15 protein-coding genes are annotated in these 13,642 nt (G+C 65.0%); 6 read left to right on the top strand and 9 right to left on the bottom strand.

Annotated features, from left to right (window positions below; genetic code table 11):
* Nucleotides 1-10: 10 nt before the first annotated feature.
* Nucleotides 11-592 carry a porin family protein gene (locus Q1A36_RS11500; protein WP_299843808.1) on the top strand — a complete coding sequence of 194 codons (582 nt, stop codon included), beginning with the start codon at nucleotides 11-13 and terminating at the stop codon, nucleotides 590-592.
* Nucleotides 593-906: 314 nt separating this feature from the next.
* Here the strand turns inward: Q1A36_RS11500 and Q1A36_RS11495 are convergent, their stop codons facing one another.
* The 4 genes from Q1A36_RS11495 to rimO all read right to left on the bottom strand — a co-directional run bounded on the left by Q1A36_RS11495 (nucleotide 907) and on the right by rimO (nucleotide 5,525).
* Nucleotides 907-1,317: a hypothetical protein gene (locus tag Q1A36_RS11495; RefSeq protein WP_299843805.1), complete on the bottom strand. Its 411-nt coding sequence runs from the start codon at nucleotides 1,315-1,317 to the stop codon at nucleotides 907-909.
* A gap of 149 nt (nucleotides 1,318-1,466) precedes the next feature.
* A complete protein-coding gene (gene ettA, locus Q1A36_RS11490; RefSeq protein WP_101752592.1) occupies nucleotides 1,467-3,122 on the bottom strand; it encodes an energy-dependent translational throttle protein EttA in 1,656 nt (551 codons plus the stop codon).
* Nucleotides 3,123-3,179: 57 nt separating this feature from the next.
* Complete coding sequence (locus Q1A36_RS11485; protein WP_299843800.1) at nucleotides 3,180-4,058, bottom strand: sulfotransferase; 879 nt, start codon at nucleotides 4,056-4,058, stop codon at nucleotides 3,180-3,182.
* An 87-nt stretch (nucleotides 4,059-4,145) separates the two neighbouring features.
* On the bottom strand, nucleotides 4,146-5,525 hold the full coding sequence (rimO, locus tag Q1A36_RS11480) for a 30S ribosomal protein S12 methylthiotransferase RimO (RefSeq protein ID WP_299843797.1): 1,380 nt from the start codon (nucleotides 5,523-5,525) through the stop codon (nucleotides 4,146-4,148).
* Here rimO and Q1A36_RS11475 point away from each other — a divergent pair.
* Nucleotides 5,478-6,077 carry a hypothetical protein gene (locus Q1A36_RS11475; protein WP_299843794.1) on the top strand — a complete coding sequence of 200 codons (600 nt, stop codon included), beginning with the start codon at nucleotides 5,478-5,480 and terminating at the stop codon, nucleotides 6,075-6,077. The genes rimO and Q1A36_RS11475 overlap by 48 nt on opposite strands.
* On the opposite strand, the gene Q1A36_RS11470 is transcribed toward Q1A36_RS11475, so the two are convergent.
* From Q1A36_RS11470 to Q1A36_RS11455, 4 genes are all read right to left on the bottom strand, one after another.
* Nucleotides 6,074-6,586: a DUF308 domain-containing protein gene (locus tag Q1A36_RS11470; RefSeq protein ID WP_299843792.1), complete on the bottom strand. Its 513-nt coding sequence runs from the start codon at nucleotides 6,584-6,586 to the stop codon at nucleotides 6,074-6,076. The genes Q1A36_RS11475 and Q1A36_RS11470 overlap by 4 nt on opposite strands.
* 84 nt (nucleotides 6,587-6,670) lie before the next feature.
* Nucleotides 6,671-7,432 (bottom strand): ABC transporter permease, encoded by a 762-nt coding sequence (locus Q1A36_RS11465; protein WP_299843790.1) that lies wholly within the window; start codon nucleotides 7,430-7,432, stop codon nucleotides 6,671-6,673.
* Nucleotides 7,429-8,355, bottom strand: coding sequence for an ABC transporter ATP-binding protein (locus Q1A36_RS11460; protein WP_299843787.1), 927 nt, complete (start codon nucleotides 8,353-8,355; stop codon nucleotides 7,429-7,431). The genes Q1A36_RS11465 and Q1A36_RS11460 overlap by 4 nt, the downstream gene beginning before the upstream one ends.
* Before the next feature lie 102 nt (nucleotides 8,356-8,457).
* The gene (locus tag Q1A36_RS11455; RefSeq protein WP_299843784.1) at nucleotides 8,458-9,726 is read right to left on the bottom strand and encodes a 4-aminobutyrate--2-oxoglutarate transaminase; all 1,269 of its coding nucleotides are present in this window, start codon (nucleotides 9,724-9,726) and stop codon (nucleotides 8,458-8,460) included.
* A gap of 111 nt (nucleotides 9,727-9,837) precedes the next feature.
* Between Q1A36_RS11455 and Q1A36_RS11450 the strand changes: the two genes are divergently transcribed.
* Nucleotides 9,838-10,563: a rhomboid family intramembrane serine protease gene (locus tag Q1A36_RS11450; protein ID WP_101752600.1), complete on the top strand. Its 726-nt coding sequence runs from the start codon at nucleotides 9,838-9,840 to the stop codon at nucleotides 10,561-10,563.
* Here Q1A36_RS11450 and mnmD read toward each other — a convergent pair.
* Nucleotides 10,560-11,231 (bottom strand): tRNA (5-methylaminomethyl-2-thiouridine)(34)-methyltransferase MnmD, encoded by a 672-nt coding sequence (mnmD, locus tag Q1A36_RS11445; RefSeq protein WP_299843781.1) that lies wholly within the window; start codon nucleotides 11,229-11,231, stop codon nucleotides 10,560-10,562. The two genes, Q1A36_RS11450 and mnmD, sit on opposite strands and share 4 nt — an antisense overlap.
* Nucleotides 11,232-11,268: 37 nt before the next feature.
* Between mnmD and Q1A36_RS11440 the strand changes: the two genes are divergently transcribed.
* From Q1A36_RS11440 to Q1A36_RS11430, 3 genes are all read left to right on the top strand, one after another.
* A complete protein-coding gene (locus tag Q1A36_RS11440) occupies nucleotides 11,269-12,279 on the top strand; it encodes an FAD-dependent oxidoreductase (RefSeq protein WP_366141569.1) in 1,011 nt (336 codons plus the stop codon).
* A gap of 66 nt (nucleotides 12,280-12,345) precedes the next feature.
* Complete coding sequence (locus Q1A36_RS11435; protein WP_299843777.1) at nucleotides 12,346-12,909, top strand: DUF4202 domain-containing protein; 564 nt, start codon at nucleotides 12,346-12,348, stop codon at nucleotides 12,907-12,909.
* A gap of 7 nt (nucleotides 12,910-12,916) precedes the next feature.
* Nucleotides 12,917-13,606 (top strand): CbiX/SirB N-terminal domain-containing protein, encoded by a 690-nt coding sequence (locus tag Q1A36_RS11430; RefSeq protein WP_299843775.1) that lies wholly within the window; start codon nucleotides 12,917-12,919, stop codon nucleotides 13,604-13,606.
* The last annotated feature ends 36 nt before the right edge of the window (nucleotides 13,607-13,642 follow it).

Here is a 13,642-nt window from a genome sequence, read left to right as displayed (position 1 = left end):
GATGTTTCAGATGAAACTCGCAATTGCGGCTGTTGCAGCCACCCTCACCGCCGGTTCGGCCTTCGCTGGCGGCTATACTTCGCCGGTCGTCGAGACCCCGGTCATCGCCCCGGTCGTCCCGGTTGCCGTTGATGCCGGCACCGACTGGACCGGCTTCTACGCCGGTGTTCAATATGGTCAGGGCAGCGCGGAAGCGTCGGATGGCACCGAGTCCGATTTCGACGCCTATGGTGTCCATGGCGGCTATACCCATGACTTCGGCAATTACGTCCTGGGCGGCGAGCTCGACTATAACAAGGTCGACCTCGACGAGGGCGACGGCGATGCCGACCTGTGGCGCCTGCGTGGCCGCGCGGGCTATGACATGGGCAAATTCCTGCCCTACGTCACCTTGGGCGCCGCCCATATCTCGGGCGACAACGACCTGTCGGAAACCGACGTGACCTATGGCATCGGTGGCGAATACATGGTGAACGACCGCTTCACCGTCGGCGCCGAATACACCAAGCAGGACTTCAGCGACGTGCAGAACGTCGACGGTCTGGATCTGGACACCGACATGGTGCAGGTCCGCGCCTCGTTCCGCTTCTGATCGAAGCTGATCCGAGTGAGACGGAAGGGCGGCCCCTCGGGGTCGCTCTTTTCGTTTGCGGAGGGTGCAACGGCGGCGTGCGGTAGGTAGCGCAACAGTGACGCCCGGGCACGGGTTTCGTCAGCAAATGCTGGGAATTTGGCTGCACAGAGCGTGCACAGGGCGTGCACGGGATTGAGCGGAATGGTGCGTGCGACCGTTCCCGACGGGTCTGGGCGTAGGGTGGGGTTTCACCCCACCATGCGAACAGGGCAACGGGCAATCGGTGGGGTGGGGAACCCCGCCCTGCGGTTGCCGCAAAGAGCGTGTTACGCTTACGGCGCGTGGCGACGAAAATAATGCGATGCCCGCGCGCCCTGCAATGGGCGAAAAACCACAAGCTTCAGGGTATTAACATCAACCTGTTGAAAATATGCGGCAGCGCCCGGGTGATATGTCCCTCCGGGATCAGCAAGGTCTAGAACAAACCGGCTGCCCCCGAATCGAACCTCTTGAAATCTGGCATTATCCACGACTGTCGCATTATCCGGAGCAGTCACCTCGACTTCCATCGTGAACATACCCCCATCAACGTCCTCTTCCGCCGTTTCACCGGTACCGACACGGACGTTGATATTGTTAATTCTTCGGAGGTTCGGGGGCAGCGCAGCGCGCAATTCGACAAGATCGATGTCAACTGCGGTCGTATTGGCAACCGGAATCATGTAGAAGATAATTGTTGGCATCTGCCCCTCGCAATGCGAAGAAGAGAGACGGAGAAACCCCGATCTGACTTATTATAGCACCGTTTTCAGATTTTGTCGCGACAGGATTGACTGCGGAAATCGGCAATAAGCTTGGACAATGGCCCGGCATTGCCCAAGCTGCCAGATCATTATCTCGTGAATTTCTTGTACTTCACCCGCTTCGGTTCGATGCTGTCCGGCCCAAGCCGGCGCACCTTGTCCTCTTCATAGGCCTCGAAATTGCCTTCGAACCATTCCACATGGGCGTCGCCTTCGAACGCAAGAATATGCGTGCAGAGGCGGTCGAGGAAGAAGCGGTCGTGGCTGATGATGACGGCGCAGCCGGCGAAATCTTCCAGCGCGGCTTCCAGCGCCTGCAGGGTTTCCACGTCCAGATCGTTGGTCGGTTCGTCAAGCAGCAGCACGTTGCCACCGGATTTCAGCAGCTTCGCCATGTGGACGCGGTTGCGTTCACCGCCGGAGAGCTGGCCGACCTTCTTCTGCTGGTCGCCGCCCTTGAAGTTGAAGGCGCTGGCATAGGCGCGGCTGTTCATCGTCGCATCGCCCAGTTCGATCTGCTCGGCCCCGCCCGAGATTTCCTCCCAGACCGTCTTGTTGCCGTCCAGCGCATCGCGCGACTGGTCGACATAGGAGAGCTGCACCGTATCGCCCAGGGTGATCTGGCCCTCGTCGGGCTGGTCCTGACCGGTCAGCATCCGGAACAGCGTGGATTTACCGGCGCCGTTCGGGCCGATCACGCCGACAATGGCGCCGGGCGGGATGGTGAAATCGAGGTTCTCGATCAACAGCTTGTCGCCCATGGCCTTCTTCAGCCCGGCGACCTCGATCACCTTGCCGCCAAGACGCTCGCCATTCGGGACGATGATCTGGGCGCGGGTCAGCTTGTCGCGCTCGGACTGGCCGGCCAGTTCGTTATAGGCGTTGATCCGGGCCTTCTGCTTGGCCTGGCGGGCCTTGGCGCCGGCGCGGATCCATTCCAGCTCGCGTTCCAGCGTCTTCTGCTTGGCCTTGTCCTCGCGCGCCTCCTGCGCCAGCCGCTTGGCCTTCTGGTCGAGCCAGGCGGAATAATTGCCCTCGTAGGGAATGCCGCGGCCGCGATCCAGTTCGAGGATCCAGCCGGTGATGTCGTCGAGGAAATAGCGGTCATGGGTGACGATCAGGATCGTGCCCGGATATTCGATCAGGTGCTTCTGCAGCCAGGCGATGGTTTCCGCGTCGAGGTGGTTGGTCGGTTCGTCCAGCAGCAGCATGTCGGGCGCTTCCAGAAGCAGCTTGCACAAAGCCACCCGGCGGCGTTCACCGCCCGACAGGGTTTCGACATTGGCATCGTCGGGCGGGCAGCGCAGGGCCTCCATCGCCACGTCGATCTGGCTGTCCAGATCCCAGAGGTTCTCGGCGTCGATCTCGTCCTGCAGCGTCGCCATTTCCTCGGCGGTCTCGTCCGAGTAGTTCATCGCCAGCTCGTTATAGCGGTCGAGCTTGGCCTTCTTCGCCGCCACGCCCAGCATGACATTGCCGCGCACGTCGAGATTCGGGTCGAGATGCGGTTCCTGCGGCAGATAGCCGACGGTCGCGCCCTTGGCGGCCCAGGCCTCGCCGGAGAAATCCTTGTCGAGCCCGGCCATCACCTTCAAGAGCGTCGACTTACCGGCGCCGTTCACGCCGACCACGCCGATCTTGACCCCCGGCAGGAAGTTCAGGCGGATGTTCTCGAACACCTTCTTGCCGCCGGGATAGGTCTTGGACACGCCGTCCATGTGATAGACATACTGATAGGACGCCATGGGAATCTCCTGCAAATGTTGCAGGCTATTTAGGGGATCGCGCGGCTTTAGGAAAGGTCAGCGCAGTTGCGCGGTGAATTCCGGCGGGAAGGCCCCTTGCAGGAAATCCGTCTGGTCCTGCAGCCGTTCGGTCAGGATCGCGCGCAGCTCCGGCGGGGCGCTGAGGTCATCCGGGGCGGCGAAGACCTTGCGCTCGGCATTCTCATAGGCGTGATGCGGCAGGCCGAGGAAATCCTCGATCTCGGACAGCAGCCCGGCAGGATCTGAGGCGATGCGGCCGAAGGGCAGGATCATCAGCTTGTCGGGACCGAACGCCGCCTGCCAGCGCGGCACATAGGCGGTATAGTCTCCCCGGTTGAACAAAGCCGGCTCGCTCTCCAGCAGCTCGAGCCACGGCCCGGCCTCGCGCGGGTTCTTCTTCTTGCGGGTCATGTGCATCTTCATCTGCGAAATCACCCGGTCGACCGGGTCGCGCAGAATATAGATGAACCGCGCGCGCGGCAGGAAATCGCGGATGAAGGCAACGCCCTCCTCGGGCACGGTCGAGTATTCCGGGCTGACATCCATTGTCTGGCTGCCCGGTGGCGCCGGGGCGAAGACGCGGCGATACCAGTCATTTGTGAACATCGGGTCGGCGGTGATGCCGTCGAGATAGTCGATCAGCCCCTGCGGCATGGGATCGCCGCGCAGGCCCCAGCGGCGCTCGATGGTCTGGCGCGAGCGGCGGAAATGCCAGGGCAGCCATTGCCGGTGCTCTTCGACAAAGCGATGGCTGAAGAACTGCACCTCCTTGAAGGGCGGGGTCCAGACCTTGGGGTGCTGGGCCAGCATCTGCGACAGCCATGTGGTCCCGGCCTTCTGCGCGCCGATGCCTATGATGGTCGGCTTGCGGGGCTTGCCGGGGGCGTCCCAGTCGGTTTCGCGTTCGGTGGTCATGCTGCTGCGGCCCTCGTCTCTTGCCGCCCTACATGCCACGGCAGGGAATCGCGGCGCAACCGAGGGAGGCCGCGGCATCTTGCGCTCCTAGAGCCGGCCCCACAGATCGTATTCCCCGGCCTCGTCCACCGTCACCTCGACGATATCGCCGGGATGCAGACCCTCGAATCCCTCGTCGATGAACAGGTTGCCGTCGATCTCGGGCGCGTCGGCCTTGGTGCGGCAGGTGGCGCCCTCGTCATCGACCTCGTCCACGATGACCTGAAGGCGCTGGCCGACCTTGGCGGCCAGCTTGGCCTCGCTGATGGCCTGCGCCTTTTCCATGAAGCGGTCGAAACGGTCCTGCTTCACCTCGGGGGCAACATGGTCGGGCAGGTCATTGGCGCGGGCACCCTTGACGTTCTCGTATTGAAACGCGCCGACGCGGTCCAGCTGCGCCTCGTCCAGCCAGTCCAGAAGCGTCTGGAACTCGGCCTCGGTCTCGCCGGGATAGCCGACGATGAAGGTCGAGCGCAGGGTAATCTCGGGGCAGACCGACCGCCAGGCCGCAATCTCGTCCAGCGTCTTCGCGGCGGCAGCGGGACGCGCCATGCGCTTCAGCGTATCGGGATGGGCGTGCTGGAAGGGGATATCCAGATAGGGCAGCACCAGCCCGCCAGTTTCCGAATGGGCCGCCATCAGCGGGATCAGGTCGCGCACGAAGGGATAGGGATAGACGTAATGCAGCCGGACCCAGGCCCCGAGCGAGCCAAGGTCGCGGGCGAGGTCCACGATATGGGCGCGGTGGCCGCGCTCGGTCTCGTGCTTGCGATCGAGCCCATAGGCGCTGGTATCCTGCGAGATCACCAGCAGCTCCTTGACCCCGGCGGCGACCAGCTTTTCGGCCTCGCGGACGATGGCATGGGCCGGACGGCTGACCAGACGGCCGCGCATGTCGGGGATGATGCAGAACTTGCACTTGTGATTGCAGCCCTCGGAGATCTTCAGATAGCTGTAATGGCGCGGCGTCAGGCTGACGCTGGAGGCCGGCAGCAGATCGACGAAAGGATCGGGCGCGGGCGGCACGGCGCCATGGACGGCATCCAGCACCGATTCATATTGATGCGGGCCGGTGACGGCCAGAACCTTGGGATGCGCGCCGGTGATGTATTCGGGTTCCGCTCCGAGGCAGCCGGTGACGATCACCCGACCGTTCTCCTGCAGCGCCTCGCCGATGGCCTCGAGGCTTTCGGCCTTGGCGCTGTCCAGAAAGCCGCAGGTGTTCACGATCACCGCATCCGCGCCATTGTAATCGGCGCTGATGGCATAGCCCTCGGCCCGAAGCCGGGTCAGGATGCGCTCGCTGTCAACCAGCGCCTTGGGACAGCCGAGGCTGACCATGCCGATGGTCGGCTGGCCGGGGCGGCGCAGCTCGGGGATATGGGCGCGGGCGAGATCCGGGCGCAGGTTGGGCGGGTTCTGGGTCATTGCCGGCATATACGGCCCCGCCCGTCACCGGGCAAGGGCAGGCTGCCGCCTGTCGGGCTGTCGCTCGCGGCAATGTGGCTTTCCCCCGGCGCGCGGCTGTCGCAAATTGACCGGATGTTGAAACCTGTCCTGATCGCCCTGTCCGTCCTGCTGAGCCTGCCCGCCGCAACCCCGGTCGAAGCGCAGTCCCGGCGCCCCATCGACATTTCGAACGATTCCGGCGGCAACGTGCTGGAAACGATCCAAAGGCGCAACCAGCTGCAGCGTTCAGGACGGCAAGTGCGGATTCGCGGCTATTGCCGCTCGGCCTGCACCATTTACCTCAGCTTGCCCAATGCCTGCCTTGATCCCAAGGCGCGGGTTGGATTTCATGCCCCGCGCCTTCCCGGGACCAAGATCATCCCGCCAATGGTGGGCGACATCATGGGCCAGTTCTATCGCGGCGAGATCCGCCGCCGCTGGTTTGCGAGTTGGCAGTATTCGCTGGACATGCAGGTGCTGACCGCCGCCGAGTACCGCCGCCTCGACCCGCAGATCAAGATCTGCCGCTAGGCCGCGCGCCGCATCGAGCCGAGGGTGATCATCGCCACCCCGTTCGAGATCAGTTCGATCGCCAGCAGAACGCCAAGGATCACTGCGGCGGATTGCGGGAAGTTCGAGAAGATCATCACCGCCAGTACCACCGACAGCGCGCCGCTGAGCAGCAACAGCCAGAAGCCGGGTCCACGCGGCAGCGAGAAGGACAGGATGACCTTGGCGACGCCCACCACCAGAAACATCACCGCCACCAGAACCGTCAGCGAGATGATCCCGGCCAGCGGATTGCCCAGAAGCGAGATGCCGGTCAACACGAAGGCAAGGCCGATCAGGATCGCCCAGATGCGCGCGCCCCAGCCGATGTCGCGGAAGGCGAAGACGACCTGCAAGATGCCGACGATCAGGAAGCCCCAGCCGGCCAGCGTCTCGGCGGCCAGCGTCGCCGCCAGCGGATTGGCGAGGGCGAAGATCCCGGCCAGAACCGAGATTGCGCCGACAACGATCCAGAGAACTCGAGAACCCATGATAGTCTCTCCAACATTGGTTTCGTTGGAAAAATCTCTCACAGGCTCCCGGGCTTGTCCACGACAGGTTGCAGGGTGCGACGATTACTCGCGCAGCCGCCAGCCGGTGTAGAAGATCCAGCGGATCAGCGCCATGCAGAGGCCGATCATGATCGCCACCGCCACCAGCGACACGCCCACCGGCACATCGGCCAGCCCGAAGAAGGCCCAACGGAAGCCCGAGATCAGGTAAAGCACCGGGTTCAGCTTGGCCACGCCCTCCCAGAAGGGCGGCAACATGCTGGCCGAGTAGAAGGCCCCGCCAAGAAAGACGAGCGGCGTGATGACCATCATCGGGATGATCTGCAACTGCTCGAAATTCTTGGCCCAGAGGCCGATGATGAAGCCCAGAAGCGAGAAGCCGATGGCCGAGAGGACCAGGAAGGCCATCATCCAGACCGGGTGGACGACATGGATGTCGACGAAGAAGAAGCTGGTGCCAAGGATCAGCAGCGCCACAAAGATCGCCTTGGTCGCCGCCGCGCCGACAAAGCCCAGTACCACTTCGGCCCAGCCCGTGGGCGCCACGAGCAATTCATAGATCGTGCCCGAGAATTTCGGGAAGTAGATGCCGAAGCTGGCATTGGCCACTGATTGCTGCAGCACCGTCAGCATCATCAGCCCCGGCACGATGAAGGCGCCGTAGTCGATGCCCTCGACCGACTGGATGCGATTGCCAAGCGCGGCACCGAAAACCACGAAATAGAGCGTCGTCGAGATCACCGGCGAGGCGATGGACTGGGTCAGCGTGCGGAAGAAGCGCATCATCTCCTTGCGGTAGATGGCGCGGACGGATTGCCAGTTCATGCCTTGTCCTCCAACAGGTTTAGGAACACATCCTCAAGGCTGGATTGCCGGGTCGAGACGTCGCGGACGCTGACCCCTGCCGCCGAGAGATCGGCCAGCAGGCGGCCGATGCCCGAGCGGCCGGCGCGTGATTCATAGTCATAGCTGATCGACTGGCGGTCCTCGGACAGCGTCAGGTTACGGCCCTGCAGGGTCTCGGGCAGCGCCGTCAGCGGCTGGTCCAGCTCGATCGTCAGGGTCTTGCAGCCGAACTCGCCCATCAGTTCGGCCTTGGGCCGAACCAGTTGCAGCTGGCCCTTGTCGATGACGCCGATCCGGTCGGCCATTTCCTCGGCCTCTTCGAGATAATGCGTGGTCAGGATGATCGTCACCCCATCCGCCCGCAGCTGCCGCACCACCTGCCACATCTCGCGGCGCAGGGTGACATCGACCCCTGCGGTCGGCTCGTCGAGGAACAAGACGCGCGGCTTGTGCGCCAGCGCCTTGGCGATCAGCACCCGGCGCTTCATCCCGCCCGAGAGTTCGCGCACCTGCGCCTTGCGCTTGTCCCACAGCGTCAGGCTGCGCAGCACCTGTTCGACATAGGCCGGATCGGCCGGCTTTCCGTAAAGCCCGCGCGAGAATTTCACGCTGTTCTCGACCGTCTCGAAGAGATCGAGCGAAATTTCCTGCGGCACCAGCCCGATCAGCTCGCGCGCCGCCCGCCAGTCGGTGCGGATGTCATGGCCGCCGACGCGCACCGTGCCGCCCGTGGGCACCACCAGCCCGCAGATGATCGAGATCAGCGTGGTCTTGCCGGCGCCGTTCGGCCCCAGCAGCGCCAGGATCTCGCCCTCCTCGATGGTCAGGCTGACATCGTCCAGCGCCTTGGTGCCGCTGGCATATTGTTTCGAAAGATGATCGACCTCGATGATCGCGCCCATGCGGCGGCTCCTCGGTTTGCAAGACGCGCAAGCTAGAACGCGGTGAATGGCTTGTCCACTCACCGCGCCTGTTCAAATTCGCACAAGCCCGACGGGCAGGTCTCAGCCGCGCGCGGCCTTGATGCTGTCTTCCAGAATATCCAGCGCCTCGTCGAAGACCGGATCGGGGATGGTCAGCGGCGCGAGGAAGCGGATCACGTTGCCATAAACGCCGCAGGTCAGCAGGATCAGGTTGCGCTTCAGCGCCTCTTCCCTGACCCGGTTGGCAAAGTCGGGGTTCGGCTTGTCGCTGCCAGTGACGTTGAACTCGACCGCGTTCATGAAGCCGGGGCCGCGGATGTCGATGATCTCGGGCACCTCGTCGCGCAGCGCCGCCAGCCGTTGCTTCAGCCGCTGACCCAGACGGGTGGCGCGGTCGTTCAGCCCCTCTTCCTCGATCACGTCAAGGACCGCATGGGCCGCCGCCACGCCCAGCGGGTTGCCCGCATAGGTGCCGCCCAGACCGCCGGGATTGGGGCTGTCCATCACCTCGGCCCGGCCGGTGACGGCGCTGATCGGCAAGCCACCGCCCAGCCCCTTCGCCATCGTCGTCAGATCGGCGGCAACGCCGTGATGTTCCATCGCGAACAGCTTGCCGGTCCGGGCAAAGCCGGTCTGCACCTCGTCGGCGATCAGGAGGATGCCGTAAGCGTCGGCGATCTCGCGCAGCTTCTGCACGAAGCTCGTCGGCACCTCGTAGAAACCGCCCTCGCCCTGAACCGGCTCGATGATGAAGGCCGCGACCCGGCCGGGTTCCAGATCGGCCTTGAACAGCCGGTCCAGCGCCGCCAGCGCATCGGCCTCGGTGACGCCATGCAGCGGATTGGGAAACGGCAGGTGCCAGACATCGTTCATCATCGGCCCGAACCCGGCCTTGTAGGGCTGGACCTTGCCGGTCAGCGCCATGCCCATGAAGGTGCGGCCATGGAAGCCGCCGGCAAAGGCCACGATGCCCGGACGACCGGTATAGTGCCGTGCGATCTTCACCGCATTCTCGACCGCCTCGGCGCCGGTGGTGGCGAAGATGGTCTTTTTCGGGAAATCGCCGGGCACGAGGTTGTTCAGCCGCTCTGCCAGTTCGACGTAATTCTCGTAGGGCACGACCTGATGGCAGGTATGCGTGAAGCGGTCGAGCTGATCCTTGACCGCAGCCATCACCTTGGGATGCCGGTGGCCGGTATTCACCACGGCGATCCCGGCGGCGAAGTCGATATAGCGGTTGCCCGCCTTGTCCCAGATCTCGGCATTCTCGGCGCGGTCGGCATAGATCTGCGTCGTCATGCCGACACCGCGGGAAATGGCGGCGTTCTTGCGATCGGTCATCGTGCTCATGGCAAGGCTCCTCACCCCTGGTCTGGCGCCATGTCTACCTTGGCCGCGCCCGGCTTGCCAGATGGCGCGCGAAGGGGCAGGTTGTCGCAGACGACCACGAAAGGCCCCCCGATGTTCCCGATCCGCGACCACAACCCGTCGACGCGGCGGCCCTATGTCACCATGGCGCTGATCGCGCTGAACCTTCTGATGTTCGTGCTGACGCAGGGCTGGAGCGACCAGTTCAACGCGCTTTGGGCACAGCTTGCGCTTTATCCCGTCGCCGTGACGCATGGAGAGATGCTGTGGGGGCTGGTCAGCCACATGTTCCTGCATGCGGGTTTCCTGCATATCGGCGGCAACCTGCTGTTCCTGTGGATCTTCGGCGACAATCTCGAGGACCAGATGGGGCATCTGGGGTTCCTGCTGTTCTACCTCGCCTGCGGGTTGGCGGCGGCCTTCGCGCAGATCATTCCCGACCCGAATTCCGGCGTGCCGATGGTCGGAGCCTCGGGGGCGATTGCCGGGGTGATGGGGGCCTATCTGCTGCTCTTTCCGCGTGCCAAGGTGGACGTGCTGGTGATCATCATCATCATCATCAAGATCTTCACCATCCCGGCCTGGGTGATGCTGGCCTTCTGGTTCGCGCTGCAGGTCTTTGGCGGCTTCTCGACCCTTGGCGCCGAGGAGGGCGTGGCCTATTGGGCCCATGCCGGCGGTTTCGTCGCGGGGATCGTGCTGGCCTTGCCGCTGTTCCTGCGGCGTGGCGGGCCGGGTTTCTGGCAGCGCACCCACGGCCATCCGCCGCATCCGGCGATCGACTATCCGCAGAGCCGCATCCCCACGGTGCGGCGCTAGGGCAACCGCCCCGCCGACATGTGCCGCTTGCCGGCAAAGCCGGGGCGGCGCTCGACTACAAAGCCCACCGCCGCCAGCGCGCGCCGCACATGGCCGGCGGCGGTATAGGTGGCGAAGCTGCCACCCGGCGCGGTGTGACAGCCCACCTCACCCATCAGCGCCTCGCCCCACATCTCGGGGTTCTTGGCCGGAGAGAAGCCGTCGAGAAACCAGGCATCCGCCCGCCCCTGCCAGCCGGGCAGCGTGCTCCGCACATCGCCCTCGATCACCTCGGCCTCGACCAGACCCACCTGCATCCGACGCGCGGACCAGCCGGCACGCAGCTGCGCCGAGAGGTCCGCCAGATCGGGGAAAGCCGCATGGGCCTGTTCCATCTGTTCGACGCTCATCGGATACCCCTCGAAGCTGGTAAAGCGCAGCGGCACGGTCGCCAGCCGTGCCAGCGCCAAGAGGTTCAGCCCGGTGCCGAAGCCCAGTTCCGCCACGTGAAACCCCGACCGCAGCCGCGCCGGCAGGTCATTGCCGGCCAGAAACACATGCGCCGTCTCGGCCAGCCCGCCCGCGAGGCTGAAATAGGGGTCGTCAAAGCGGGTCGAGACCGGAATGCCGCCCTCGCGCCATTCCAGATGCGGCTGGTTGCCGCTGCCGTTCTCGGGTAACTCGCTCATGCCGGCAGCTAGGGGAAAGGCGCAGGGGTTGGCAAGCGTGAGCGTGATCGGCGGCGGCATCTTCGGCCTTGCCTGTACCTGGGAGATGGCGCGGCGTGGGGCGCGCGTGCACGTCTTCGAGGCGCGGCGGATCGGTGCCGGTTCCTCGGGCGGCCATGTTGGCGCGCTGGCCCCGCATACCCCCGACACCTGGAACGACAAGAAGGCGTTTCAGCTGGAGAGCCTGCTGATGGCCCCGGACTTCTGGGCCGAGGTCGAGGCTGTCTCGGGCCTGTCCAGCGGCTATGCCCGCATGGGCCGGTTGCAGCCGGTCACTGATCCCGCTGCCCTGCAACCCCGGCTCGACGGCGCGGCGCGGCATTGGCCCGAGGGGATCGGGATGCGGATTGTCGAGAACCCGGCCAGCCCGCTGGCCACAGCCGGCCTCTGGCTCGAGGACGACCTGACCGCACGGCTGAACCCGCGCGACGCGTTGCAGGCGCTCGCCGGGGCCATCCGCGCCAAGGGCGGCGAAGTGATCGAAGGACAGGCCGCGCCCGACGACCTGCCCGGCCCGGTGATCTGGGCCACTGGCACCGAAGGACTACTGGCGCTGAACGCCGCGACCGGGCGCAAGATCGGTCAGGGGGTCAAGGGACAGTCGGCGCTGCTGGATCTTGCCCTGCCGGACAGTCCGCAGGTCTTTGCCGACGGGCTTTACATCGTGCCCCATGCGGATGGCACCACGGCCATCGGCTCGACCAGCGAAAGCACGTTCGACCACGACCGCCCCGACGACCAGATCGACGCGCTGCTGACCCGCGCCCGGAACCTTTGCCCGGTGCTGGAGGGTGCGGCGCTGATCGAGACCTGGGCCGGCATCCGTCCCCGCGCGCAAAGCCGAGCGCCGATCCTCGGACCCTTCCCCGGTCGGCCCGGGCATTTCATCGCCAATGGCGGCTTCAAGATCGGCTTCGGCATGGCCCCGAAGATCGCCTGTCTGATGGCCGACCTGATCCTCGAGGGTCGCGATGACATCCCCGACGGCTTCCGCCTGCCCGCCGCGTAAACAGCCACATCACCGCTTGCGCCACGCCCGGACCCGCGCGACACTTGCGGGAAAAGGACAGCCGCCATGACCCCGCTCGAAACCGTCTTTGCCGCCATCGACAAGGCCAATGCCGCCGATCCGACGCTGGAGCACGGCCACCCGGCCGCGCTGCTTTATGGCGAGCGGATGACGGCGGAACAGCTGAGGCTGTTCCCCGAAGCCTCGGACGTCTTGTGCATCGCCTGCCGGGGCCAGCATATCGAACGCTGGAAGCTGCCGCGCCATGATTACTCGATGGACCGCGCCGGCTATCTGCAATGGCGCACCGAGCAGGGCCGCCGCCATGCCAACCGCGTCGGCGGCATCATGGAGGAGGCCGGCTATCACGGCGACGAGATCGACCGCGCCCGCAAGATGCTGACCAAGCAGGGGATCAAGCGCGATCCCGAGGTGCAGGCGCTGGAGGACGTGATCTGCTTTACCTTCATCCGCTGGTATCTGGGGGACTTCATGGCCGATCAGCCGGATGAAAAGATGCCCCGCATCATCGAGCTGACCGCCCGCAAGATGTCTGCCGATGGCCGCGCCCGGGTGCTGGCGGAATTCCCCATGCCAGATGAGTTCGCACAGTTCTTCCGCGCCGAGTGAGCGCGCCATGAAAGCCGTCATCGTCGCCCATGGTCAACCCGGCGATCCCGGGCCGCAGGAACAGGCAATCCGCGATCTGGCGGCGCGGGTGGCAGAGCATGACCCCGGTTGCACGGTCGCAGGTGCCACGCTGGCCATGCCCGGTGCGCTGGCGGCGGTGGTTGACGCGGGCAGCCTGATCTATCCGATGTTCATGGCCGAGGGCTGGTTCACGCGGAAGCAATTGCCGAAGAAGCTGGCCGAGGCCGGCGCGCCCGATGCCCGCATCCTGCCGCCCTTCGGCATCGATCCGGCCCTGCCCGGGCTGATCGTGGCCAAGGCCCGTGCGGCAGCGGCGGCAGTGGGTTGGTCGCCTGCCGAGACAACCCTGCTGCTTTCGGCCCATGGTTCGCAGGTCAGTCAGGCCAGCTTCACCATCACCACGGCCATCGCCGACCAGATCGCCCCGCATTTCTCCCGCGTCGTCACCGGATTCGTCGAGCAGGAGCCGTTCATCACCGACGCCGCGCGCGGGCTGGATCGCGCGGTTCACCTGCCGCTGTTCGCGCTCCGCGCCGAGCATGTGACCGATGACCTGCCGGCGGCGCTGGACCGTGCCGGCTTCAATGGCCCGCGCCTCGACCCGATCGGGCTGGCACCCGAGGTGCCTAGCCTCATCGCCGCCGCAATCCGGGCAGAAATTTTAAACTTGAAATAAATTTTCCTCCATGCCAGCTTGACCCGACAAGGGGGA

Origin of the sequence: uncultured Paracoccus sp., from assembly GCF_947487305.1 — a bacterium.
GTDB lineage: Bacteria > Pseudomonadota > Alphaproteobacteria > Rhodobacterales > Rhodobacteraceae > Paracoccus.
This window is presented reverse-complemented; position numbering and strand designations above follow the sequence as displayed.

Excerpts from the sequence above, each read along its gene's own strand:
- Q1A36_RS11500 (WP_299843808.1), top strand. The coding sequence starts at position 11 with ATGAAACTCGCAATTGCGGCTGTTGCAGCCACCCTCACCGCCGGTTCG.
- Q1A36_RS11495 (WP_299843805.1), bottom strand. The coding sequence starts at position 1,317 with ATGCCAACAATTATCTTCTACATGATTCCGGTTGCCAATACGACCGCA.
- ettA (WP_101752592.1), bottom strand. The coding sequence starts at position 3,122 with ATGGCGTCCTATCAGTATGTCTATCACATGGACGGCGTGTCCAAGACC.
- Q1A36_RS11485 (WP_299843800.1), bottom strand. The coding sequence starts at position 4,058 with ATGACCACCGAACGCGAAACCGACTGGGACGCCCCCGGCAAGCCCCGC.
- Q1A36_RS11475 (WP_299843794.1), top strand. The coding sequence starts at position 5,478 with ATGGGCGCGGGCGAGATCCGGGCGCAGGTTGGGCGGGTTCTGGGTCAT.
- rimO (WP_299843797.1), bottom strand. The coding sequence starts at position 5,525 with ATGACCCAGAACCCGCCCAACCTGCGCCCGGATCTCGCCCGCGCCCAT.
- Q1A36_RS11470 (WP_299843792.1), bottom strand. The coding sequence starts at position 6,586 with ATGGGTTCTCGAGTTCTCTGGATCGTTGTCGGCGCAATCTCGGTTCTG.
- Q1A36_RS11465 (WP_299843790.1), bottom strand. The coding sequence starts at position 7,432 with ATGAACTGGCAATCCGTCCGCGCCATCTACCGCAAGGAGATGATGCGC.
- Q1A36_RS11460 (WP_299843787.1), bottom strand. The coding sequence starts at position 8,355 with ATGGGCGCGATCATCGAGGTCGATCATCTTTCGAAACAATATGCCAGC.
- Q1A36_RS11455 (WP_299843784.1), bottom strand. The coding sequence starts at position 9,726 with ATGAGCACGATGACCGATCGCAAGAACGCCGCCATTTCCCGCGGTGTC.
- Q1A36_RS11450 (WP_101752600.1), top strand. The coding sequence starts at position 9,838 with ATGTTCCCGATCCGCGACCACAACCCGTCGACGCGGCGGCCCTATGTC.
- mnmD (WP_299843781.1), bottom strand. The coding sequence starts at position 11,231 with ATGAGCGAGTTACCCGAGAACGGCAGCGGCAACCAGCCGCATCTGGAA.
- Q1A36_RS11435 (WP_299843777.1), top strand. The coding sequence starts at position 12,346 with ATGACCCCGCTCGAAACCGTCTTTGCCGCCATCGACAAGGCCAATGCC.
- Q1A36_RS11430 (WP_299843775.1), top strand. The coding sequence starts at position 12,917 with ATGAAAGCCGTCATCGTCGCCCATGGTCAACCCGGCGATCCCGGGCCG.